Source organism: Shewanella sp. UCD-KL12 (assembly GCF_001957125.1).
In the GTDB taxonomy this organism is placed as follows: Bacteria; Pseudomonadota; Gammaproteobacteria; order Enterobacterales; family Shewanellaceae; genus Shewanella.
The window spans coordinates 290,091-313,556 of the sequence record NZ_MPHJ01000004.1; the positions used below are offsets into that span (position 1 = coordinate 290,091).

Consider the following 23,466-nt stretch of genomic DNA (forward strand, 5'->3'; position numbering starts at 1 on the left):
CCATGACAGTAACCAATGATAACGAGCGCCCTTTAGCTAAACATGAGGATACGCAAACAGGGATAATAGCCTGGTTTGCTCGCAATAGTGTCGCAGCAAACCTGTTAATGATCATTATTATCTTAGGTGGACTATTAACGGCGGATACGATTCGCAAACAGTTCTTCCCACAAGTTGAGATCAACTGGGTTGAGTTTAACGCTTTCTACCCTGGCGCAGCCCCTCAGGAAGTTGAAGAGGGGATCACGATTAAAGTTGAAGAGGCCTTAGAAAGTGTTCAAGGCCTTAAACGTGTCATCACCTATTCAAATAGAAACTCAGCAACTGGCTACTTTAGAATTGAAGATTCCTATGATCCTCAAATCGTTCTCGATGAGATAAAGTCAGAAATAGATTCAATCTCAAGTTTCCCTGATGGTATGGAACGCCCAAAAATAGAGCGCATAAAATTACGTCAAGAAGTGATGTATATGAGCCTCTATGGTGATATGACTCCAAGGCAGCTTAAAGAGCTAGGAGAGAAGATCCATGATGAGCTCATGCAGCTCCCGCGGGTTAATATCACTGAGTTTTACGGTGGTCTTGGTTATGAAATCGCTATTGAAGTCAGCAGAGATAGATTAAGAGAGTTTGGTTTAAGCTTTAATGATGTTGCTGATGCTGTACGCGGTTTTTCAAGAAATATGTCAGCCGGCCAGATCCGTGCTGAAAACGGTTACATCAATCTACGAGTACAAAACCAAGCCTATGTAGGCTATGAATTTGAAAACCTCCCACTCATAACCTTAGAAGATGGAACTAACGTACTACTCGGTGATATCGCCACTGTGGTCGATGGTTTTGAGGAGGGAATACAATACTCTAAATTCAATGGTAAAAATTCAGTCACCTTCTTTATTGGTGCCGCTAACGATCAGAGTATGACTGATGTCGCTGACGTCGTTAAAGAGTACGTGGCAGAAAAGCAGTTAGAACTCCCCGAAGGCCTAAAGTTAGAGACTTGGGTCGACATGACCTACTATCTAGAGGGACGGTTAGACCTTATGTTAGATAGTATGAAAACAGGTGCTGTACTGGTCTTTATGATGCTAGCGCTGTTTCTACGTGTCCGCCTTGCTTTCTGGGTCATGATGGGGTTACCAGTGTGTTTCCTCGGCACCCTACTCTTTATGCCTATGGCAATGATTGATGTCACTGTAAATGTGATCAGCCTTTTTGCCTTCATATTAGTACTCGGTATTGTCGTCGATGACGCCATTGTTATGGGGGAAAGCGCCCATGATGAGTGTGAGCGAAACGGGCAAAACCTTGATAACGTGATCCGTGGCGTAAAGCGTGTTGCTATGCCTGCAACCTTTGGTGTGCTAACAACCATAGCAGCTTTCCTACCGATAACCTTAGATGACGGCCCCTCTTCGGCATTCGGTCAAGCCATTGGTTATGTTGTGATCTTATGTCTCATTTTCTCTCTGGTTGAATCTAAGCTTATTTTACCTGCTCACTTAGCGAGAATGAAACAGAAGACAATCGTAAAACCTGGTTCTCGTAACCCTTTAGACTGGCTTAGAAACGGCGTTAACTTTATTCAAGATAAAGTCGACACTGGACTACAGTCCTTCATAAAGAACATTTATCGCCCTAGCCTAACGAAAGCTGTCGAATACCGTTATGCCATCATTATGTTGTTTATCAGCTTTATCTTAGTTTGTGCAGGTCTTTATGCTGGAGGCATGATCCGCTTCATCGGTCAGCCTAAGATCCCACATGACTTCCCACGTATTAACTTTGAGATGAACGTTGATGCTTCAGAAAAAGCGACCCTTTCAGCTGCACTCGCCATAGAAAAAGCCCTTTATGATGTCGATAAAGAGCTAGAAGAAAAATATGGGCAAGGCATGATCTCAGATATGCAGGTCGACTTAAGGGGACGCACCTCGGCTGAAGTGATGACAAAACTGGTCGATCCAGAGATCAGGCCATTAGATACCTTTGCTTTGGCTGAACTTTGGCGACAGGCCATGCCGCTCATTCCGGGAATGAAGTCGTTTGAAGTGCAAGATAACCTCTTTGGAGGAGGTCGGGATGATGGAGACATAAGCTTCCGCCTTGAGAGTAAGCATGAAGAGCAGCTCGTTGCAGCTTCAAAGGAGCTAAAAGCTAAACTGAATACGCTTAAAGGGGTTGGAGATGTTAACGACAGTCGCCAATCAAGCGCAAAAGAGGTGCAGTTTGAACTTAAACCCCAAGCTTATGGCCTCGGGTTAACCTTAGCCAATATCGCTTCTCAAGTTGGCAATAGCTTCTATGGTCTTGAAGCACAACGTATCTTAAGAAATGGTGAGGAGATTAAAGTGATGCTGCGCTACCCAGAGGAGCAGCGTAACTCAATCGCTCAGGTTTCAGAGGTGATGATTGTGACTCCGCAAGGGGTAGAAGTTCCCCTATCAGAAGTTGCCATCATTCATGTGACCCAAGGTGTTAATGGTATACGCCGCGAAAACGGCAACCGTACCATTAATGTTTGGGCATCGGTTGATGCAGATCAAGCTGAACCTTTTAAGCTTGCAGAGGAGATCCGTGATAACTTTATGCCCGAGTTACTGAAAAAGTATCCTCGTGTTAAAAGTGAAGTATCGGGTAATATACAAGAGCAGATGGATAGCGCTAAAACACAGATGAGGGATTTTATTATATCCTTGCTGATCATATACAGCCTGTTGGCTATCCCACTTAAATCGTACTCACAGCCAATTATGATCATGTCAGTGATCCCATTTGGTGTCATTGGCTCAGTAGTAGGTCATATGATCATGGGCATTGATTTAAGTGCGCTATCACTGTTCGGCATCATTGCAGCAGCTGGTGTCGTAGTAAATGATTCCTTGGTGATGGTTGATTACATTAACAAATCAAGAGAAGCTGGTATTGAAATGAAACGAGCGGTGCTAGAAGCTGGCTGCAGACGTTTTAGAGCGATCATGTTGACATCTCTCACCACTTTTATCGGTTTGATGCCAATCATGACTGAAACCAGCATGCAGGCTAAAATGGTGATCCCAATGGCAACCTCCCTCGCCTTCGGTGTCCTATTCGCAACCGTAGTAACCTTAATGCTTATCCCTTGTTTATATCTCGCTATTGAAGATATCAAGAAGCTGGTTGGTAGTAAGTCTCGCGTGAGCAATGAGCGTCCCCATAATATGGAGCCAGAGCTGATTAAGTAACTGTCAGCCTGTTTTTGTGGATTAAGATACAAATGCCGCTCTGTTTATAGAGCGGCATTTTTATATCAGTCGTACATCACTAGTTCATATAACGTGATTCAAAAGTAGCAAGCAACTCACCTTTATTACTCTTCACAGTAAGTGATTCACCATTAATACTGTAACTCGCAAACTCACCGATAGACTTAAGAAATGCTAGCTCCTGTTCCATGCCTTCCATACACATTTTACGTGTGCCAGCTACGGGACCCATGGTTAATTTACCTTGGTTAGCCTCAAAAGAGCCACTGAAATTATTACAACCAGAAAAACCCTTGATAAGATTTTTGTCTGCAACGAACTGAATAAAAACCTCTTTGTCACCAGCACCTAACTTGGCTGGTTTGTCAGCTAAACTCATCAGTTTCCAATAAGTATTGGTAAACTCAGCATTAGCAGTGTTTTCTGATTGAGTACTCTTTGAACGGGATACACGATCCAGTTTTATCTCAATAGGCTGATTCACCCCCTCTACAAATGGGTCAATATTGGTGGTAGATGTAAACACTAAGCTGTCTGCAACTTTAATCGTCGCGCGTAAGCTATATCTGTGTCTATCAAGTATCTTACTAGCATCGTACTCGATACTTACCGCATAAGGGGGCGTACCGATATCAGTTAAAGAGTAAGCCGAGATAACATCAGCAGCTGCATCAGCCCTAGAGATATCTTCGAGTGTGACTTCAAGTACCGCATTAGCAGGCAACATTCTGCGATCTAAATAGATAACATTAACATCAAGTGACTTCATTGCGGCAATCTCAGTAGCGGCGAGTTCGGGACTTGCTGATGTATCTAGATTTGAAGAGGTAGACTCATGATTGCAAGCTTGTAAGGCAAAGGCTGAAATAAGTATTGAAGAGGCTAAAGCAAGCTTATTGATTTGAAACTGCATAAAATAATTCCTTTTATATACTACATCAGGATGCGTGTTTGTCATCCTGACAAAATGGCACAATGAACTAGCTATACGCTAAATACAAGAGAATACAGCTGCAGTAGACAGAATTTTACAATTGAACTCCCTTTAAAAACCTGTAGTTACATAAGCAGCAACAGATATGATAAACCTACTACATACTGGTAAAATTTAAAGGTTCATATAATTGCCGCATGTAACTTGCTATCTAGTCGGTTTAATCATGCTTACATCACTCAAGGAAGCTAAAGGGTTCATACATCCGGAAATCCCAAGTATTTTTCGATAACGGGCTTCATCTGACTTTCTGCTGCAAAGAATGCTGAGGGATAGCTGACTTTAAACATTAGGAACCCTAGGGGTCATATTCCTATTACAATATTTCTTTTCAGATACGAAAAAGCCCCTAGCATTTCTGCTAGAGGCTTCATCTGACTTTAAACAATAGGAACACTAGGGTTCAAATTCCTATTACAATATTTCCTTTCAGATACGAAAAAGCCCGGTATCTTTCGATAACGGGCTTCATCTGAATGTGGCGGAGGGATAGCTGACTTTAAATAATAGGAACCTTTGGGTTCATCTTCCTATCAAACTATTTTTCCTAAACGAAAAAGCCCCTAGCATTTCTGCTAGGGGCTTCATCTGAATGTGGCGGAGAGATAGGGATTTGAACCCTAGATGGGCTACAAACCCATGCCGGTTTTCAAGACCGGTGCATTCGACCACTCTGCCATCTCTCCGAACGCCGCGAATAATATAGCGACAGATAAAAGATGTAAAGCCCCAAATAGGTTTTTTAACGACATACCGTTTAGTTGCTCAAAAACTGACTAAAAAGTTTAGGTTCTCACCAATAGCATAAATTAAAGGGATAAAAATAGAACAAAAAGCCCCTAGCATTTCTGCTAAGGGATTCATCTAAATACGGCTAAGGGATAGCTGACTTTGAACTTTAGGAGCCTTTGGGTTCTTCTCCCTATTAAACTATGTTTCCTAAACGAAAAAGCCCCTAGCATTTCTGCTAGGGGCTTCGTCTGAATCCGGCTGAGGGATAGATGACTTTAAACATTAGGAACCCTAGGGTTTAAATCCTAGCCTTTTAAAAACGAAAAAAGGCTCATCATTTCTGATGAGCCTTTTGTCTTGAATGTGGCGGAGAGATAGGGATTTGAACCCTAGATGGGCTACAAACCCATGCCGGTTTTCAAGACCGGTGCATTCGACCACTCTGCCATCTCTCCGAACGCCGCGAATAATATAGCGACTGGGAAAAGATGTAAAGCCCCAAAGCAAGTTTGTATGGCGCTTTACTCTTAACTGCTTGAAAATAACGCTAACTGATTAAAATATCTTACTTTTGCTGATCAGCCTGAGACAGTTCATCCGCTTTTAGCGCAATACGTGCAGGATCTGGAGTAATAAATCCATTTTTTACTTCATTCCAACTGCTATTTTTACGTAACCTGAAACCAGCAAAAACACCGACTGCACAGAGAAGTATCCCAGAGCCAATAGCAACCTCGCCTAGGTTTGCCCACATAGCCACTAAACTAGACGCACCAAAAGCGATACTTATCTGCAAGAAGTTCTGTAAGCCTGCTGCCTTAGTCGCATTATCAGTAAACTCTTGTAGTGCACTATTAACCACAATCGGGTAGATAGCGCCGTTCGCTGCCGCTAGGATAGAGAAAGCAATCAAAAGTGGTAGCAGACTGGTAAAACTAAAAACTAAGGTACTTGCAACTATCGCAGCAACACAAACTGCAAATAACACTAATAGTACAGACAATGCCGTTTCAACACCGAATTTACGGATCAATGTCTTACTCGCATAACCACCCACAATAAACATAATGGTTTGTGGGATAAAACTTAGGCCAATCTCTTTAGCGGCATAACCGTGCTGCTCCATGACAATTGGCCATACCGTTAGGTAGGCAAAGAATGCACCAGAACAAGCACCGAAAATGATCACATTCCCTAAATACTTTGGATTATTGAGTAACCCCCAGTAAGAGATAGCGCTTTTACTTTGAGCTGTTGTTTTACACACCTTTTCTTTCGGCACAAAAAGTACTGTGAGAACCATCAATACTGCAGCCAGTACAGTTAATATGATAAATATGGTCTGCCAGCCATTAGATTGCAGCACAAAGGCACCCAGTAAAGGAGCTAAAGCAGGCGATAATGCAACGAGAGGCATAATGTTAGAAAACACACTCTGTGCTTTTACTGCATCATATTTCTCAATAACGATCGCTTGCCATATCACCCCTGCACTACATGCACCTAAGGCTTGAAAGAATCGAGAGATATTAAAAGCGGCTACAGTTTCACTTGATGCGATTGAAAAACTTGCCGCAGCAAAAATAGAAAGTCCAACAAGCAGTGAATTTCTTTTGCCAATTCGTTGAACAAGAGGTCCATACATTAACTGGCCAATCGCTAAACCAGCGAGAAAACTGGTTAATGAACCTGCGACTTGAGAAGGTGTTGCCTGCATTGTATCTTCAATCGCTTTAAATGCTGGAAGATACATATCTGTTGCAATGAAACCTAACATACTGAGTAAAGCTAGGTAGGAGAGGAAAAAGAAGTACTTGGTATTGTTTACTGAATTCATGATAATAATTTACTACTGATACTGATTAAGAATATTTTACGGGATGCGCAGCCTAAACACTTGCTTAATGAATGTGAAGCGTTTAATTTTGATGTCAGCCTTCAAAAAAAATCACAGCAAGGATATGCAAGCATGCTTTCTGAACAATCTCTGCAATTGATCGATATGGTCGCACGGGTCGGGAGCTTCACCGCTGCTGCTAATAAATTACACAAAGTCCCCTCTGCAGTCAGTTATGCAGTCAAACAGGTTGAAGACGAATTAGGCGTCGCATTATTTGAACGACACCATCGCAGTGTGAGTTTGACCCCTGCAGGTGAACATTTTGTTGAACAAACCCGTTCCTTGCTGACAAATATGGCATCGATGAAAGATGATACTAAGCGAGTGGCAAATGGCTGGCAGCCAACATTGTCAATAGCTTTTGATAATATCGTCAGAGCCGACAAAATAAGCGTTCTGATTGCTGATTTTTACCGCAACTTCAATAACATTGAGCTAATTATCCGAATAGAAGTCTTTAATGGCGTTTGGGAGTCGATAGCCAATGGGAGAAGTGATATTGCAATAGGGGCAACCACTGCTATACCTGTAGGTGGAGAATACCAATTTAGGGATATGGGTGAAATAGAGTGGGCATTTGTTGTAAGCAAGAAACACCCACTGGCCGAACTTGATAGACCGCTTTGCGACGAAGAGTTACGTCAATATCCCTCTATTTGTCTTGAAGATACTTCACGTGAAATTCCTAAACGCATGACATGGCTGCTAGATAATCAAAGGCGGCTTGTCGTACCAGACTGGATCCGAGCTATAAATTGCTTTAGAGAGGGGCTTGGTATTGGCTATATGCCACTGCATTTCGCTGAGCCATTTATTCAGGCAGGTGTCCTTATACGTAAAGAGTTAGAAACCGTTAAAGGCCCTAGCCCATGTTGTTTAGCCTGGAATGGCGCGAATATGTCCCCGGCTATGTCTTGGGTGCTTGATTACTTGGGAGATAGTGAAAAGTTACATCAAGATTGGTTTAATTAGAAACTTCGCTAATTTAAGCTAAATTTAAGGCAAAAGTCGCAATATTTATATTGTTACTTTAACCACCTATCAACCTAAGGTATGATTTAGTAACTTGCATGTGATCAAGGGATTTATCTAAGAGCATGGAACTCTTTGTTACCATCTCTATCTAATTACAAGCACTAAGTATATTTGATTAAATTGAGTCACTGGAGAGATTTATGACGCAACAGACGCTGTATTCTACAGGAGCTTCCACACTGGAAGTGAATAAGCTTCTTAAAAACACTTACATGCTACTTTCAATGACATTAGCTTTTTCTGCTGTATGTGCAGGTTTGGCAATGGCACTAGCCATCAGTCCTATGATGTCTTTAGGTCTTTCGATTGGTAGCTTAGTACTCCTCTTCGTGACACTGCGCAAAGCAGAAACTGCAGCGGGCCTATTCTGGGTATTTGCCTTTACTGGCATGCAGGGCGCATCACTTGGTTACATACTTAATCATTATGCAGGTATGGCTAATGGTCCACAGTTAATCATGCAAGCACTCGGATTAACGTCAGTCGTATTTATCACCCTCTCGGGATACGCGATTACCACTAAGAAAGATTTCTCATTTATGAGAGGTTTTTTGTTAGCCGGCCTAATCATTGCGATTGTGGCTGGTATAGCTAATATTTTCATTGGTAGCGGTGTTGTGTTTATGGCACTGAATGCGGGTATAGCACTACTCATGACAGGCTTTATCTTGTATGACACAAGTCGTATCGTCAATGGTGGTGAAACCAACTACATACGTGCAACTATCGCCTTATACCTTGACTTTATTAACCTCTTTATTGCTCTGCTTCATCTTATGGGCATTGGTAATGACGACTAAATAAATACAAGAGATGTGTTAAAAAATAACACGTCTACATTTGTATTAATGCGCTATAATGGCCCCTCTCGAGGGGCTATTTTTTTGCCTGTTCTAATACACTATTTTTAAAAACTGCTAATTAAAGTTATTCCATGAGCAAATTCATCATTCAGGTTAATGGCGCATCTTACTCAAGTTCTGCCAGCTATAACGCCTATAAATTTACCCAATCAGCACTCAAGATGGGCCACGTAATAAACAAGGTCTTTTTCTACCAAGATGGCGTGTATAACTCTAATGCATTAAACAGCCCTGCATCCGATGAGTTTGATTTAACCGCAGCTTGGGTTAGCCTTGCCGTAGAAAATAATATTGAGCTGGTAAACTGTGCCTCAGCAGCATTAAGGCGCGGCGTACTTTCTGAAACTGAAGCACAGGAAGCAGAGCTTTCACATTGGAATTTGCAAGCCCCCTTTACTATGGGAGGCCTGGGCGAATTAGTCACCGGCATAGAAAATTCTGACCGATTAGTGAGTTTTTAATGAAGAAATTAACCATCATTTTTCGCCGACCGCCTCACAGCTCTCCACATGGGAGAGAAGCATTAGATCTCGCCCTTTTAAGCGCCAGCTTTGAGCAAGAAGTCAGTTTAATCTTTGTTGACGAGGGAGTGCTTCACCTCGTTTCATCTCAGTCCCCAGAAACTGCAGGTGCAAAAGATTATATTGCAACCTTTGGGGCGTTAGCCCTCTATGACATTGAAACCGTATTGGCATGCTCCACCTCACTGACTCGGTTCGGCTTAATGGATGAAGCGTTGACGATAGAAGTTAGCAAGGTAGTACCACAATCAATCACTGAGCATCTTAAACTTAGCGATGAGGTCCTAGTATTCTAATGATATTACATCATATACAAAGCTCTCCAAATCAAGATAGCGCACTTGAATGTGCATTACGTTACGCCGATAAGCTTGACACTATCTTACTTTCAGGAAGCTGTGTTAACGCACTCTTAGAGCAAAAATGGAAGACAGCGCTGCTTGGTAGGAAAATTATATTGCTCGAAAGTGATGCCGTTGCACGAGGCTTACGCCAATTATTGAATGAGTATCCCTTAATCAATCATAGCGAATTTGTAGAACAATCCTTAACTCATGAAAAGGTGATCACCTGGTGAATCATATCGTATACCAAGATAAACAGATTGAAACTGACAGTCAGGGCTACCTAAAACATGTCGATGATTGGAATGAAGCAATCGCAGAACTGATCGCTTTGAATGAAAACATTACTCTCACTGAAGCTCACTGGGAAGTCGTTCACTTTGTTCGCGATTTTTATATAGAGTTTAAAACCAGCCCAGCTATACGTATATTAGTTAAAGCGATTGGCAAGAAACTCGGTGAAGACAAGGGGAACTCAAAGTACCTTTATAAACTCTTTCCAACCGGGCCTGCCAAACAGGCGACTAAGATTGCCGGCCTTCCCAAACCTGCCAAATGTATATAAAAAAACCTCTGCAGTAATGCAGAGGTTTTTTTGATTGGATCAGATAATATTCTTGAAAATGAGTATTGCAGCTTCGCCAAATGTCGCGAACATAATGCCACCAAATATACAGATGATCACTACATAGGTAAGCCACTGAAAGTAGCGCCAACCATTATCCATTATCTATGCCTGATTGTTATTATTGTTATTTTATACACTTTGATATTGAGCTAAATGCCCCATAAAATACTCATAACAAAACGTTACGAGTATTTTTATCACGTGTTTTAGCCAATCTTTTCCAAGCCATTCATGTACGAGCGAAGTGCCTCAGGTACCGTAATGCTACCATCTTCATTTTGGTAGTTCTCAAGTACAGCAACTAGCGTACGGCCAACAGCTAAACCAGAACCATTTAGCGTGTGAAGTAAAGCAGGCTTCTTGGCCGCTTTTGATTTATAGCGTGCCTGCATACGGCGTGCCTGGAAATCCTGCATGTTACTACAAGACGAAATCTCTCTGAATGTATTCTGAGCTGGTAACCAGACTTCAATATCAAAAGTCTTGCTAGCACCGAAGCCCATATCGCCAGTACAAAGCACTACGGTACGGTATGGAAGACCAAGCTTTTGCAAAACAGTCTCAGCATGAGCTGTTAGTGTTTCTAATGCTTGCATTGAATCTTCAGGTTTAACAAGCTGAACAAGTTCAACTTTATCAAATTGATGCTGACGAATTAGACCACGAGTATCACGTCCATAAGATCCCGCTTCGCTTCTGAAGCAAGGGGTATGTGCCGTTAGCTTAACCGGTAACTCATCTTCATCAATGATAGTGTCACGAGCAATATTGGTTAAAGGTACTTCAGCAGTTGGTATTAGGCTGAGTCCCTGCCCCTCTTCTGTTGCAGGCTTTGTATGGAAAAGGTCTTCACCGAACTTAGGCAGCTGACCTGTGCCTAAAAGGCTGTCTTCGTTTACAAGAAGAGGAACATAAGCCTCTGTGTAACCATGCTCTTCAGTGTGTAGATCTAACATAAACTGCGCAAGTGCGCGGTGCATGCGGGCAATTTGCCCTTTCATAATAATAAAACGCGACCCAGTTAACTTAACGGCGTTCTTAAAATCAAGTCCACCTAAGGTTTCGCCCAGCTCAACATGATCTTTTACATCAAAACTAAACTCTTTTGGCGTGCCCCAACGACGAACTTCAACATTCTCGCTCTCATCAGCACCAAGAGGCGCAGACTCATCAGGTAAGTTAGGTACGCTCATCGCGATAGCGTTAAGCTCAGTTAACAGATCAGCAAGTTCAGCCTTCTTAGCATCGAGTTCAGCACCTAAGTTACCAACCTGTGCCATGATAGGCGCAACGTCTTCACCTTTTGCTTTAGCTTGTCCGATAGACTTGGAGATAGCATTGCGCGATGCTTGTAGCTCTTCAGTCGCTATCTGCAGTGACTTACGCTTTTCCTCTAATTTACTGAGACGCTCAACATCCAGAATAAAACCGCGGGTTGCAAGACGTTCAGCCGTTGCTTCTAATTCGTTACGCAAAAATTTTGGATCTAACATGTTTTATATTCTTAATAGTTAAATGCGAGAAAAAACCAACTGCTGTCCCAAGTAGACCATGAATATACATAGGCAGAGGTTCAGAGCGATATTTAAAAATGCCTTTAGCCAGTCGCCACCTTGTATGAGTAACAAAGTTTCGTTGGAAAAGGTTGAAAAAGTAGTGAGTGCCCCTAAAAGGCCAACACCAACCAAAGCTTTTATTTCAGGACTGACTTCACTGACCTGACCTAAGGCGTATATAACACCCATTAAAAAGGAGCCAAGGATATTTACTAACAGTGTACCAAAAGGAAATGCAGAGCCAAATACCTGAACCATGAATATTGAGATCAGATACCGAAAAACTGCACCAATTGAACCACCAAGTGCGACAAATAGAATATTATTCATACCGTTTCATCTCGCTTTCCTTGTCGAGTTGCGCTAACTGATCTAATTTTGTTTTTATTCGCTTTTCAAATCCATGCTCAGTTGGATGATAAAATCGACTACCTGCTAATCTTTCGGGAAAATAACACTCGCCACTGGCATAGCTGTTCGGCTCATCATGTGCATATCTGTACCCTTCACCATAGCCAAGATCTTGCATTAACTGTGTGGGCGCATTTCTTAAGTGCTCAGGGACAGCATCGTTACCCGTTTCACGAGCTAGCTGCCTTGCAGCTTTAAAAGCGGTGTAAACAGCATTACTCTTAGGCGCACTCGCGAGATAAACAATGGCTTGAGCGATCGCACGCTCACCTTCTGAAGGTCCAACACGATGAAAGCACTCCCATGCGTTGAGTGCTACAGTCATAGCCACTGGATCGGCATTGCCTATATCCTCAGATGCTATCGCCAACAGTCTGCGGGCAATATAAAGCGGATCACAGCCGCCTTCAAGCATGCGACAAAACCAGTAAAGTGCTGCATCGGGTGCTGAACCACGTATGGACTTATGCACGGCTGAGATAAGATCGTAAAACTGATCGCCATTCTTATCAAAACCAGCAAGTTGTTGACCGGCAACCTCAATGATCATCTCTTCGGTAAACTGCTCACCATCAGCAATCATGTCACTCATCAGCTCAATGAGATTAAGCGCTTTACGGGCATCACCTTCACAGATGTTGGCAAGCTTATTGGCAACAATATCTGTGATGGTCAAGTTTCGTTTACCTAGCCCTCGCTCTTCATCGGCGAGCGCTTGGCGAACGATCTGAATAATCTCATCATTAGTGAGCTTCTTGATGAGATAAACGCGCGCCCTTGATAGCAATGCGTTATTGATCTCAAACGAAGGGTTTTCAGTCGTTGCACCAATAAATATTACAGTGCCATCTTCAATAAAAGGCAAAAAGGCATCTTGCTGACTTTTATTAAATCGATGGACTTCATCGACAAACAGTAAAGTTCTTTGCCCGCGAGATTCAGCGACATTTTTAGCATGTTCAATCGCGGTACGGATCTCTTTAACACCTGAAGTAACAGCAGATATTCTCTCAACATGCGCATTAGCATAATGTGCCACTAACTCAGCGAGTGTTGTTTTCCCTGTACCAGGAGGCCCCCAAAACATCATCGAATGGGCACGACCGGCCTCTAGCGCTTTACGCAGGGGTTTCCCCTCCCCTAATAGGTGCGATTGCCCTATATACTGAGATAACTCTTCTGGGCGCATGCGCGCCGCTAGGGGTCTAAAATCCGGTGCAAAATCAAAGCTAAAACTTGACACAAAAAGCTCTTAGTTAATTGAGTTGAGACGTTGATCATCGATATCAACATCTTCAGGAAGGGTAAATTTAAACAGAGCGCGTTCATCTGCTGTTATCGGCGCTTGGCTTGATAATTCAAATGCACTGACATTGCCCTGTTGATCTTTTAACACCATTTTAGTGAGCTTTGTATCATCGAAGCAAACTTGCACCGACTCGACACCAGCATCGCTGCTCTTAGGCATAATATCAAAACACCCATTTGCAGATGTGACTGAATACTTAGACCAAGTTTGCTCATCGCGGTGTACTAAGAGTGCTATTGGAGACGCTGAAATAGCCTGATTAAGATCCATCACAGACACTTGCTCTGCAAATGGGTTATAGATCCAAACATCTGTACCGTCAGCAACAATCAAAGATTCATCAGGCTCGGTAAGGTGCCAATAAAACTGATTTGGGTAGGCTAAGGCAAATACACCGCTACCCTTCTGGATCTCTTTGTTGTTAATATCTGTTACGACTTGGCTAAAGTTCGCTTTAAGCGTATCGACCTCAGTCAATTTGGCTTTCAATTGTGAAGACTCATCCGCATAGACTGAACTTGACGCCACAATGGGTAATGCTAATGCGAGAACGCTAAAAATGTTTTTCATCATTTTCCTTAAACTAATGCAATCGGTACAGGGAGCTGGTCCCTTACTATTAAAAGGTTTTTGGTGGCGGTGGCGCCAACACTTCTCTGTTACCGTTATGGCCTTGTGAACTCACTACACCTTGGGCTTCCATCTGCTCGATAATTCGAGCGGCGCGATTGTAACCTATCTTAAACTTACGCTGTACACTTGAAATTGACCCACGGCGGGTTTCAGTGACAAATGCGACGGCCTCATCATAGAGCGCATCAGTATCATCATCGGATTCTCCAGTTTCACCAGGCAATAATACCTGCTCGCCTTCAGCTGACCCTTGAAGAATATCAGAGATATATTGCGGTTTTCCGCGACTATGCCAATCAGCAACAACAGCATGTACTTCGTGATCGTCAATAAAGGCACCGTGCACACGAATGGGGACACTGGTTCCTGGAGGCAAATAGAGCATATCCCCCATCCCTAAGAGAGTTTCTGCACCTTGCTGATCTAAAATGGTTCTTGAATCTATTCGGCTAGAAACTTGGAAAGCCATTCGAGTCGGTATATTGGCTTTAATTAAACCAGTGATAACATCTACTGAAGGTCTTTGAGTTGCCAATATCAGGTGAATGCCAGCAGCACGTGCTTTTTGAGCAATACGAGCAATTAGCTCCTCAACCTTTTTACCTACAATCATCATCATGTCAGCAAACTCATCGACAATAACAACGATTGAAGGAAGTTTCTCAAGTTCTGGTGCTTCAGGCTCCATACTATCTGAAGATTTCCAGAGTGGATCAAACAACGGCGAACCAGATTCTTTTGCTTCTTTTATCTTAGCGTTATAGCCCTTAAGGTTTCGAACGCCAAGCGCCGACATCAATTTATAACGGCGCTCCATTTCACCTACACACCAACGCAGCGAGTTCGCAGCCTCTTTCATATCAGTGACGACTTCACACAATAGATGAGGGATCCCCTCGTAAACAGAAAGCTCGAGCATCTTAGGATCAATCATGATGAAACGTACATCATCTGGGCCTGACTTATACAGTAAGCTTGTGATCATCACGTTAACGCCTACCGACTTACCTGAGCCTGTTGTACCGGCAACAAGCAAATGTGGCATCTTACCAAGATCAACGACAACAGGATCACCTGCAATGTCCTGCCCTAATACCATGCTCAAGTGTGATGGGTTTTCAGCAAATGATTGGCTGTCTAACACATCCCGCATAAAGACAGTTTCACGGAATTTGTTTGGTAGCTCTAACCCTACATAGGCTTTGCCTGGAATGACTTCAACAACACGAACACTTTCTGCCAGTAAAGAGCGGGCTAGATCTTTAGACAAGTTTGTGATTTTTGATGCCTTAACACCAGGCGCTAACTCTAATTCAAACCTTGTAACCACAGGCCCTGGGAAGATCCCCATCACTTTGGCAACAATGTTGAAGTCAGCAAGCTTGGCCTCAACCAGTGCCCCAACTTGGTCAAGCTCTTCACGACTAATAGGATTCTTCTTCCGGTTAGGGACATCAAGCAATGAAATGCATGGCAATGGAGTGATAGGTTTTTTAGCCTCTTCGACGCTTTGGCCTGGCAATACGACAATACCATCAACAATTTTTGCCGACTCTTGAACTGCTGCTTTTGAATTAACTGAACTCTGCCGTTGCTGCTGGGTTACAGCGCCTGTCGAAGCCTTCGTCTCAAAATCAATGGTATCGAAATCAATTGCTTCATCGCCATTTGTTTCAGCATCAGACTGGATAGCAGACGATTCAACTCCCCCCATCTCTGGTGCTGAATCTGTTGCTGCAAGTGAAATTGCTGGCTCTACACGCTTTTCAATAGCACCACTATCCACTCTGTCACGTTGATAAGTATCATCTTCAACATCATCATATTCGGAATCTTCTTCAAGTTCACGACGATAAGCACGGCGCTCTTTGAACTTATCAAAAACAGACATAAAGCCCTTGGTGTCTTCAGTTTCTGATGTGTTGCGCTTAAATTTTTCAGGCAATGCACGTAATAAATGGTATACCCATATTACTGATGAGCCAGTAAGATCAATCACAGTCAACCAGCTCAGCCCTGTCAGTAAGGTAAAGCCAGCACCAACGAAGCAAAGCAGTAATAGGGTTGTGCCTAATTGATTAAAATAGGGAAGCATTGCGTCACGAATGACATCACCAGACACACCGCCTGCAGAAAACTCGTAAATGTCCGAAGCATTCATACTGCCAAGCGCAGCGAGACTAAATACAATTAGCAAGAAGCCAATGAGCCTTAACCCCACTGAGAAATAATCAATTTCTAACAGTTTATGGGTTCGTTTAAATAGCAGCCAACCAGTTAACGCTATGATAATAGGAATAATATAAGCGGTATAACCAAAGAAATAAAACAGCACATCGGCTAACCATGCGCCTACAGCACCGGTAAGGTTTTGAATTTCACCTTCAAAGTTAGACTGACTCCAACCGGGGTCTGAAGAATCGAAACTACTTAATGAAAGCAAAATGTAAGTAGCAAGCATACAGCAAAGTATTAAGCCACCTTCTAAAAGTCGCTGCACTCCGCTGAGCGTTTTAACACTATTTCCCTTAGCCAAATGAAAACCCATAAAAAAAGATAAAGACAGGTAAAGCTAAGATATCAAATATGCTCTGTGTTTGCAGCGTTTTAGCTACGATATGGCCATTATCTTTATGATAATTAATACTTGTGTGCAATAAATACACAAAATAAAAAAGGAGCCGTTTATGGCTCCTTTTTGGTACGGTACCTTATGCTGTTTAAATAGATTCAGCGGTAACGTTGATTGCAACTTTATTAGTTTGCTTAACTTCTTCCATCACTACATAGGTACGAGTGTCAGAAACAGATGGCAACTTGAGTAAAGTTTCACCTAACAAGCGACGATAAGCAGACATATCTGATACACGTGTCTTCAATAAATAATCGAAGTCGCCAGATACAAGGTGACATTCTTGAATGTCATCCAATAACTGTACAGCACGATTAAACTTATCAAATACATCAGAATTTTCACGATTCAGTGTAATTTCCACAAACACAAGTAAAGATGCACCCAAGAAATGGGGATTCACTAATGCCGTATATCCGTTGATATAACCCTGCTTCTCAAGTCTTTTAACTCTCTCAAGGCAAGGTGTGGGACTTAAACCTACTCGTTTAGACAATTCCACATTTGAAATGCGACCGTCAGTCTGTAACTCGTTAAGTATGTTTCGATCTATCCGATCTAAGTCTTTTATAGGACTCTTTTTATTATTAAGCATATTTTTAACCTTGCTTTATCACTAAAACAACATTTATCACTACGTATGTCGAAAGTTCAGCATCATATTCTGCTGAACTAATACTATACTAGATTTCCCTGAAACAATCACGTTCAGGACTCTACAAAATAACAATTAAACCCATATAACTTGGGTTTTTATGCAATTTGAGGCTCGAAGATGATAATTGGTGTACCTAAAGAAATCAAAAACCACGAGTATCGTGTTGGAATGGTTCCATCTAGTGTTCGTGAATTGACTAATAAAGGTCATGAAGTATTCATTGAAACTAATGCCGGTAACGGAATTGGTTTTACAGATCAAGACTATATAGACGTTGGGGCGTCAATATTAGCGACTGCAGCAGAAGTATTTGCTCAGTCTGAAATGATAGTCAAAGTAAAGGAGCCACAGGCAGTAGAACGTGCAATGTTACGTGAAGATCAACTGCTATTTACCTACCTTCACCTTGCGCCAGATCTTCCACAAACTGAAGACTTAGTCAAAAGTGGATCAGTTTGTATCGCATACGAAACTGTGACCGATGACCGTGGTGCCCTTCCCTTACTCGCACCTATGTCTGAAGTAGCTGGTCGTATGTCGATTCAAGCAGGTGCTATGGCACTTGAAAAATCTATGGGCGGACGAGGTATGCTACTTGGTGGTGTGCCTGGTGTTGAACCAGCCAAAGTTGTGATTATTGGCGGTGGTATGGTTGGTACTAATGCTGCTCAAATGGCTGTAGGCCTTGGCGCTGATGTAGTCATTTTAGATAGAAGTATCGATGCACTACGTCGTCTAAATGCCCAGTTCGATAATAGAGTTAAAGCTATTTACTCTACTGCTGATGCTATTGAAAAGCATGTATTAGAAGCTGATCTTGTTATCGGTGGTGTATTGGTTCCTGGCGCTGCAGCACCAAAACTTGTCACCAAAGAGCACATTGCCAATATGAAGCCTGGCGCTGCTATTGTTGATGTCGCTATCGACCAAGGTGGTTGTATTGAAACTTCTCATGCTACGACTCACCAAGACCCTACTTACATCGTTGATGATGTTGTACATTACTGTGTAGCAAACATGCCTGGCGCAGTTGCACGTACTTCAACATTTGCACTGAACAATGCAACCTTGCCATATATCATCAAGCTAGCCGATCTAGGCTACCGTGATGCCTTGTTGCAAGACAAGCACTTACTTAATGGCTTAAACGTCATGCATGGTAAAATCACTTGTAAAGAAGTGGCAGAAGCATTGGACTTTGAGTTTGTCGATCCAAAGATCCTATTAAACTAATTTTTGCGGTTTGATATCTAAAGGGAGCCTTGGCTCCCTTTTTTCGATTAAGACAATCTGAAAGATTGCCTTTACCCTCAGAGTGAAATTCCATACAATCGCTGCAATTTGCTAAAATGCACGGAGAAAAAAATGAGTCAAGTTAGACACTGTGATCTTTTGATTTTAGGTTCAGGGCCAGCTGGTTACACTGCAGCTGTTTATGCTGCCCGAGCTAACCTTAAACCAGTTTTAGTAACAGGATTACAGCAAGGTGGTCAATTAACCACTACGACTGAAGTTGAAAACTGGCCAGGCGATGCTGATGACCTTACTGGCCCAGCATTGATGGAACGCATGCAGAAGCATGCTGAAAAGTTCGATACAGAGATTCTTTTTGATCATATTAATGAAGTGAACTTAAACGTTCGCCCATTTGAACTTAAAGGTGACAATGGCAGCTTTACCTGTGATGCACTCATTATCTCTACTGGCGCGTCTGCGATGTATTTAGGCCTAGAGTCTGAAGAAGCCTTTAAAGGTAAAGGTGTTTCAGCCTGTGCTACTTGTGATGGTTTCTTCTACCGTAACCAAAAAGTTGCTGTGATTGGTGGTGGTAACACTGCTGTTGAGGAAGCCCTGTATCTAAGCAATATCGCATCAGAAGTTCATCTTATTCACCGCCGTGATACTTTCCGTAGTGAAAAGATTTTAACTAAACGTCTGATGGATAAAGTTGAAAACGGTAACATCATCTTGCACTTAGACAACACACTCGATGAAGTTGTTGGCGATGAGATGGGTGTTACTGGTCTAAAGATGAAGAGTACTAAAGATGGCACAGTAAGCTCCCTTGAAGTCATGGGCGTATTCGTTGCTATTGGTCACAAGCCAAACACTTCAATGTTTGAAGGTCAGCTTGAGATGAACAATGGCTACATTAAAGTACAAAGTGGCCTTGACGGCAATGCAACTCAGGCAAGCATCGAAGGTGTTTTTGCTGCAGGCGATGTAATGGATCAACATTACCGCCAAGCTATCACCTCTGCGGGTACTGGTTGTATGGCCGCCCTAGATGCAGAGCGTTACTTAGACGCTAAGTAATAGCTAACAGCGTTATCACATAAATAGTAGGCAAATGCCTACTATTTTTTTGCCTAAAATTGAGCATAAATCACTCCCTTAACATTAATACTTATACTAATCAGTAGTAGCAAAGTAATGTAGTACAGTGCTTAGTTTACATCCATCATAATGCTCAACGTGTAAAAAGGCGCCTGACTTTCAGTGTTAGCGGCATGGCTAGCCCCTATTTTAAAGGTTGTTCTACTCAGTTCGCACGTAACAGTTCAACTCTGCTTTAATCAAGAGTCCTGATTGATGAACCAGGTACATGACATGATGCTTTTGCTTCATAGGCTCTGATCTAAATTAGGCTTTTTCTCAAAGATATAAGCGCTGAGAAATAACAGATAACGGCTAGGAATAGGAGTGATAGCTCTTCAATAGATGTAGAGCCCTCTAACTCAATTCGTTTCTGTCAGTCAGAAAACAAAAAAGGGACCCGAAGGTCCCTTTTTTAAAGATGTACTAACTAATTACTTAGCTAATGCTTCTTTTGCTTTTTCAACTAAAGTTGTGAAAACAACTTTATCGAAAACAGCAATATCAGCCAAGATCTTACGATCGATTTCAATAGAGGCTTTTTTCAAACCATTAATGAAACGGCTGTAAGACAGACCATTTTGACGAGCGGCCGCATTGATACGTGCAATCCAAAGTTGACGGAATTGACGTTTCTTCTGACGACGATCACGGTAAGCATATTGACCAGCTTTAGTTACAGCCTGAACTGCAACACGGTAAGTACGAGAGCGAGCTCCGTAATAACCTTTGGCTAATTTAAGTACTTTCTTGTGACGAGCACGAGCGGTTACACCACGCTTAACTCTAGGCATTGTTCATTGCTCCTTTAATTAAGCGTATGGTAGTTGACGTGCAATTGCTGGCACATCAGACTTGGCTACTAAACATTTTGCACGTAAGTGACGTTTACGCTTAGTGCTCTTCTTGGTCAAAATGTGACGTAAATGGGCTTGCTTGCGCTTGAAACCATTGGCGGTTTTCTTAAAACGCTTTTGTACACCCTTGTCTGTTTTCATTTTAGGCATTGCTAAAACTCCGCATTGGGACATTAATAAAACGCAAGGCGAGCAGAGACCTTACAGACCCCTGCTACTTTTAAGTTGCCTTACTATTTCTTTTTCGGCGCGAGTACCATCACAGCTTGACGCCCTTCCATTTTCGGGAAAGACTCAACTACTGCTATCTCAGCCAAATCATCTTTAATACGATTCAAAAGATTCATACCAAGACTTTGGTGAGCCATCTCACGACCACGGAAACGCAGCGTAACTTTCGCTTTGTCGCCGTCAGTTAGAAAACGAGTCAGGTTGCGTAGTTTTACCTGGTAATCGTTTTCATCAGTACCGGGACGGAATTTAACTTCCTTCACCTGTATCTGTTTCTGCTTCTTTTTTTGTTCCTTTTGAGCCTTAGCTTTATCAAAAAGGAACTTACCGTAGTCCATTATACGACAAACAGGCGGCTCAGCGTTAGGACTAATTTCAACCAGGTCAACACCAGCTTCATCAGCTAGTTCCTGTGCTTCCCTAATTGTTAGCAATCCAAGAGGCTCACCTTCTAAACCGTTTAATCGTACTTCTGGTACGCCGGTGATGAGTTCGTTTATTCTATTCGGGGCCGCCTGGCGCCCTGCTGTTTTTTTGATCTTTATGACCTATTCCTCCAACAAATTGAGACTACGGGACGAAATCTGTTCGGTGATTTTAGATGCAAATTCTTCGATTCGCATTTTGCCTAAATCAACCCCATCTCGGGTTCGTACCGCAACTTCCTTATTTTCCATCTCTTGATCGCCGACGACCAATAAATAAGGAACACGCCTTAAGGTGTGCTCGCGTATTTTAAAGCCTATCTTCTCATTCCTCAAGTCTTTAGAGGCGCGAATTCCATTTTCTTTGAATAAATTGACTACTTCATCGACATAATCTGATTGTTTATCAGTAATATTCATGACGACGACTTGTTGAGGTGCCAACCAAGTAGGGAATTTACCCGCATATTCCTCAATAAGAATACCGAGGAAACGTTCTAGTGAACCTAAAATTGCACGGTGAATCATAACAGGCGTTTGACGGCTATTATCTTCAGCAACATAAGTCGCACCTAAACGGCCTGGAAGTGCATAATCTAACTGCACAGTGCCACACTGCCATGCACGATCTAAGCAATCATGTAAGGTGAACTCAATCTTAGGGCCGTAGAAAGCACCTTCACCCGGTAAGATCTCATAAGCAATACCATTAGCAGTTAATGCCTGCTTAAGTGCTTCTTCCGATCTGTCCCACATATCATCATCACCGATACGCTTCTCAGGACGGGTAGACAGCTTAACAACGATATCTTTAAAACCAAATGTTTCATAAGTATCGTAAACCATCTTAATACATGCGCTCACCTCTTGCTGAACTTGATCTTCGGTACAGAACACATGAGCATCATCTTGTGTGAAACCACGTACACGCATCAAGCCGTGTAAAGAACCTGATGGCTCATTACGATGACAACAACCAAACTCAGCCATACGTAGTGGTAAATCACGGTAAGACTTAAGGCCTTGGTTAAAAATCTGTACGTGACCTGGACAGTTCATCGGCTTAATAGCATATTCACGGCTTTCAGAGTTAGTCGTAAACATAGCCTCTGAGTACTTATCCCAGTGACCACTACGTTCCCAAAGAACGCGATCCATCATCAACGGACCTTTTACTTCTTGATAAGTGTATTGACCTAGCTTTTGACGAATGAACTTTTCAAGTTCTAAGAACAAGCTCCAGCCATCGTTATGCCAAAATACCATCCCAGGCGCTTCTTCCTGCATATGATAAAGGTCAAGCTGCTTACCAATTTTACGGTGATCACGTTTAGCAGCTTCTTCAAGGCGATTGAGATGCACTTTAAGTGCTTTCTTATCAGCCCAAGCAGTACCGTACACACGTTGTAGCATCTTGTTGTCTGAGTTACCGCGCCAATATGCACCTGCAACACTCATCAACTTAAAGTTTTGACAGAATTTCATGTTTGGTACATGAGGGCCGCGACACATATCAACATATTCTTCATGGTGATAAAGTGCTGGTGAATCATCTTTACTGACGTTTTCATCCAAGATTTCCATCTTGTATGTTTCACCACGTGCTTCAAATGTATCACGTGCTACCTGCCAGCTTCCGACTCGCTTTTCAACTTTATAATTAGTCTTAGCAAGCTGAGTCATGCGCTTTTGAAGCGCATCAATATCTTCCTGGGTGAGCTTGTGGTCAAGATCGATATCATAGTAAAAACCATTATCGATAACTGGACCGATAGCCATCTTAGCTTCTGGCCAAAGTTGCTTGAATGCATGGCCGAGTAGATGTGCGCACGAGTGACGAAGGATCTCAACACCCTCATCATCTTTAGCGGTAATGATAGAAAGCTCTGAATCGGTATCGATAATGTCGCAAGCATCTTTTAGTTCACCGTTAACTCGACCAGCGATACATGCTTTCGCAAGACCGGGGCCAATATCGGCTGCAACATCTAAAGTTGAAACAGGGTTTGCAAACTCACGTTTGCTTCCATCAGGAAGTGTAATAACAGGCATGAAAATTCCTTATCCAGTGGTGACCCCCACGTAGGGCCACTTGCTAATTAAATAGTAAAAGAGA

22 protein-coding genes and 2 tRNA genes are annotated in these 23,466 nt (G+C 42.4%); 9 read left to right on the plus strand and 15 right to left on the minus strand.

The genetic code is table 11. From position 1 onward, the window contains the following. The first annotated feature begins 2 nt into the window (after window positions 1–2). Window positions 3–3,224 carry an efflux RND transporter permease subunit gene (locus tag BM736_RS10485; protein ID WP_076411625.1) on the plus strand — a complete coding sequence of 1,074 codons (3,222 nt, stop codon included), beginning with the start codon at window positions 3–5 and terminating at the stop codon, window positions 3,222–3,224. A 79-nt stretch (window positions 3,225–3,303) separates the two neighbouring features. Here the strand turns inward: BM736_RS10485 and BM736_RS10490 are convergent, their stop codons facing one another. The 4 genes from BM736_RS10490 to punC all read right to left on the minus strand — a co-directional run bounded on the left by BM736_RS10490 (window position 3,304) and on the right by punC (window position 6,808). Further along, window positions 3,304–4,158, minus strand: a complete 855-nt coding sequence (locus BM736_RS10490; protein ID WP_076411627.1) for an META domain-containing protein — start codon at window positions 4,156–4,158, stop codon at window positions 3,304–3,306. A 676-nt stretch (window positions 4,159–4,834) separates the two neighbouring features. After that, window positions 4,835–4,925: transfer RNA gene (locus BM736_RS10495), tRNA-Ser, on the minus strand. Between the two features lie 410 nt (window positions 4,926–5,335). Then, window positions 5,336–5,426 (minus strand) — tRNA-Ser (locus tag BM736_RS10500). Window positions 5,427–5,536: 110 nt separating this feature from the next. Then, window positions 5,537–6,808 carry a purine nucleoside transporter PunC gene (gene punC / locus BM736_RS10505; RefSeq protein WP_076411629.1) on the minus strand — a complete coding sequence of 424 codons (1,272 nt, stop codon included), beginning with the start codon at window positions 6,806–6,808 and terminating at the stop codon, window positions 5,537–5,539. Window positions 6,809–6,940: 132 nt separating this feature from the next. Between punC and punR the strand changes: the two genes are divergently transcribed. The 6 genes from punR to BM736_RS10535 all read left to right on the plus strand — a co-directional run bounded on the left by punR (window position 6,941) and on the right by BM736_RS10535 (window position 10,199). After that, complete coding sequence (punR, locus tag BM736_RS10510; protein WP_076411631.1) at window positions 6,941–7,843, plus strand: DNA-binding transcriptional activator PunR; 903 nt, start codon at window positions 6,941–6,943, stop codon at window positions 7,841–7,843. A 203-nt stretch (window positions 7,844–8,046) separates the two neighbouring features. Next, entirely contained in the window at window positions 8,047–8,706 is a 660-nt protein-coding gene (locus tag BM736_RS10515) for a Bax inhibitor-1/YccA family protein (protein WP_076411633.1), read from the plus strand. A 134-nt stretch (window positions 8,707–8,840) separates the two neighbouring features. Beyond that, complete coding sequence (gene tusD, locus BM736_RS10520; protein ID WP_076411635.1) at window positions 8,841–9,230, plus strand: sulfurtransferase complex subunit TusD; 390 nt, start codon at window positions 8,841–8,843, stop codon at window positions 9,228–9,230. After that, window positions 9,230–9,586, plus strand: a complete 357-nt coding sequence (gene tusC / locus BM736_RS10525) for a sulfurtransferase complex subunit TusC (protein ID WP_076411637.1) — start codon at window positions 9,230–9,232, stop codon at window positions 9,584–9,586. Before tusD ends, tusC begins: the two co-directional genes overlap by 1 nt. After that, a complete protein-coding gene (gene tusB, locus BM736_RS10530; RefSeq protein ID WP_076411639.1) occupies window positions 9,586–9,867 on the plus strand; it encodes a sulfurtransferase complex subunit TusB in 282 nt (93 codons plus the stop codon). The genes tusC and tusB overlap by 1 nt, the downstream gene beginning before the upstream one ends. Then, window positions 9,864–10,199: a TusE/DsrC/DsvC family sulfur relay protein gene (locus BM736_RS10535; protein ID WP_076411641.1), complete on the plus strand. Its 336-nt coding sequence runs from the start codon at window positions 9,864–9,866 to the stop codon at window positions 10,197–10,199. Before tusB ends, BM736_RS10535 begins: the two co-directional genes overlap by 4 nt. A 39-nt stretch (window positions 10,200–10,238) precedes the next feature. Here the strand turns inward: BM736_RS10535 and BM736_RS25415 are convergent, their stop codons facing one another. From BM736_RS25415 to lrp, 7 genes are all read right to left on the minus strand, one after another. Continuing rightward, window positions 10,239–10,361 (minus strand): hypothetical protein, encoded by a 123-nt coding sequence (locus BM736_RS25415; RefSeq protein ID WP_256717782.1) that lies wholly within the window; start codon window positions 10,359–10,361, stop codon window positions 10,239–10,241. A gap of 107 nt (window positions 10,362–10,468) precedes the next feature. After that, the gene (serS, locus tag BM736_RS10540) at window positions 10,469–11,755 is read right to left on the minus strand and encodes a serine--tRNA ligase (RefSeq protein ID WP_076411643.1); all 1,287 of its coding nucleotides are present in this window, start codon (window positions 11,753–11,755) and stop codon (window positions 10,469–10,471) included. Between the two features lie 18 nt (window positions 11,756–11,773). Continuing rightward, entirely contained in the window at window positions 11,774–12,148 is a 375-nt protein-coding gene (gene crcB, locus BM736_RS10545; protein ID WP_076411645.1) for a fluoride efflux transporter CrcB, read from the minus strand. Further along, window positions 12,141–13,472: a replication-associated recombination protein A gene (locus BM736_RS10550; protein WP_076411647.1), complete on the minus strand. Its 1,332-nt coding sequence runs from the start codon at window positions 13,470–13,472 to the stop codon at window positions 12,141–12,143. The genes crcB and BM736_RS10550 overlap by 8 nt, the downstream gene beginning before the upstream one ends. Window positions 13,473–13,481: 9 nt before the next feature. Next, complete coding sequence (gene lolA / locus BM736_RS10555; protein WP_076411650.1) at window positions 13,482–14,108, minus strand: outer membrane lipoprotein chaperone LolA; 627 nt, start codon at window positions 14,106–14,108, stop codon at window positions 13,482–13,484. Between the two features lie 49 nt (window positions 14,109–14,157). Next, window positions 14,158–16,707: a DNA translocase FtsK gene (locus BM736_RS10560; protein WP_076411652.1), complete on the minus strand. Its 2,550-nt coding sequence runs from the start codon at window positions 16,705–16,707 to the stop codon at window positions 14,158–14,160. Window positions 16,708–16,891: 184 nt separating this feature from the next. Continuing rightward, complete coding sequence (gene lrp, locus BM736_RS10565) at window positions 16,892–17,398, minus strand: leucine-responsive transcriptional regulator Lrp (RefSeq protein WP_076411655.1); 507 nt, start codon at window positions 17,396–17,398, stop codon at window positions 16,892–16,894. 180 nt (window positions 17,399–17,578) lie between these two features. On the opposite strand from lrp, the gene ald reads away from it, so the two are divergent. Together ald and trxB are read left to right on the plus strand one after the other, a co-directional pair. After that, window positions 17,579–18,694, plus strand: a complete 1,116-nt coding sequence (gene ald, locus BM736_RS10570) for an alanine dehydrogenase (protein WP_076411658.1) — start codon at window positions 17,579–17,581, stop codon at window positions 18,692–18,694. A 132-nt stretch (window positions 18,695–18,826) separates the two neighbouring features. Further along, window positions 18,827–19,777 carry a thioredoxin-disulfide reductase gene (trxB, locus tag BM736_RS10575; RefSeq protein WP_076411661.1) on the plus strand — a complete coding sequence of 317 codons (951 nt, stop codon included), beginning with the start codon at window positions 18,827–18,829 and terminating at the stop codon, window positions 19,775–19,777. 494 nt (window positions 19,778–20,271) lie between these two features. Here the strand turns inward: trxB and rplT are convergent, their stop codons facing one another. From rplT to thrS, 4 genes are all read right to left on the minus strand, one after another. Next, the gene (rplT, locus tag BM736_RS10580) at window positions 20,272–20,631 is read right to left on the minus strand and encodes a 50S ribosomal protein L20 (protein ID WP_076411664.1); all 360 of its coding nucleotides are present in this window, start codon (window positions 20,629–20,631) and stop codon (window positions 20,272–20,274) included. Between the two features lie 18 nt (window positions 20,632–20,649). Further along, entirely contained in the window at window positions 20,650–20,844 is a 195-nt protein-coding gene (gene rpmI / locus BM736_RS10585; protein WP_011865828.1) for a 50S ribosomal protein L35, read from the minus strand. Between the two features lie 83 nt (window positions 20,845–20,927). After that, window positions 20,928–21,470, minus strand: a complete 543-nt coding sequence (infC, locus tag BM736_RS10590) for a translation initiation factor IF-3 (protein WP_076411666.1) — start codon at window positions 21,468–21,470, stop codon at window positions 20,928–20,930. Between the two features lie 3 nt (window positions 21,471–21,473). After that, window positions 21,474–23,402, minus strand: a complete 1,929-nt coding sequence (gene thrS, locus BM736_RS10595) for a threonine--tRNA ligase (RefSeq protein ID WP_076411668.1) — start codon at window positions 23,400–23,402, stop codon at window positions 21,474–21,476. Window positions 23,403–23,466: the final 64 nt, after the last annotated feature.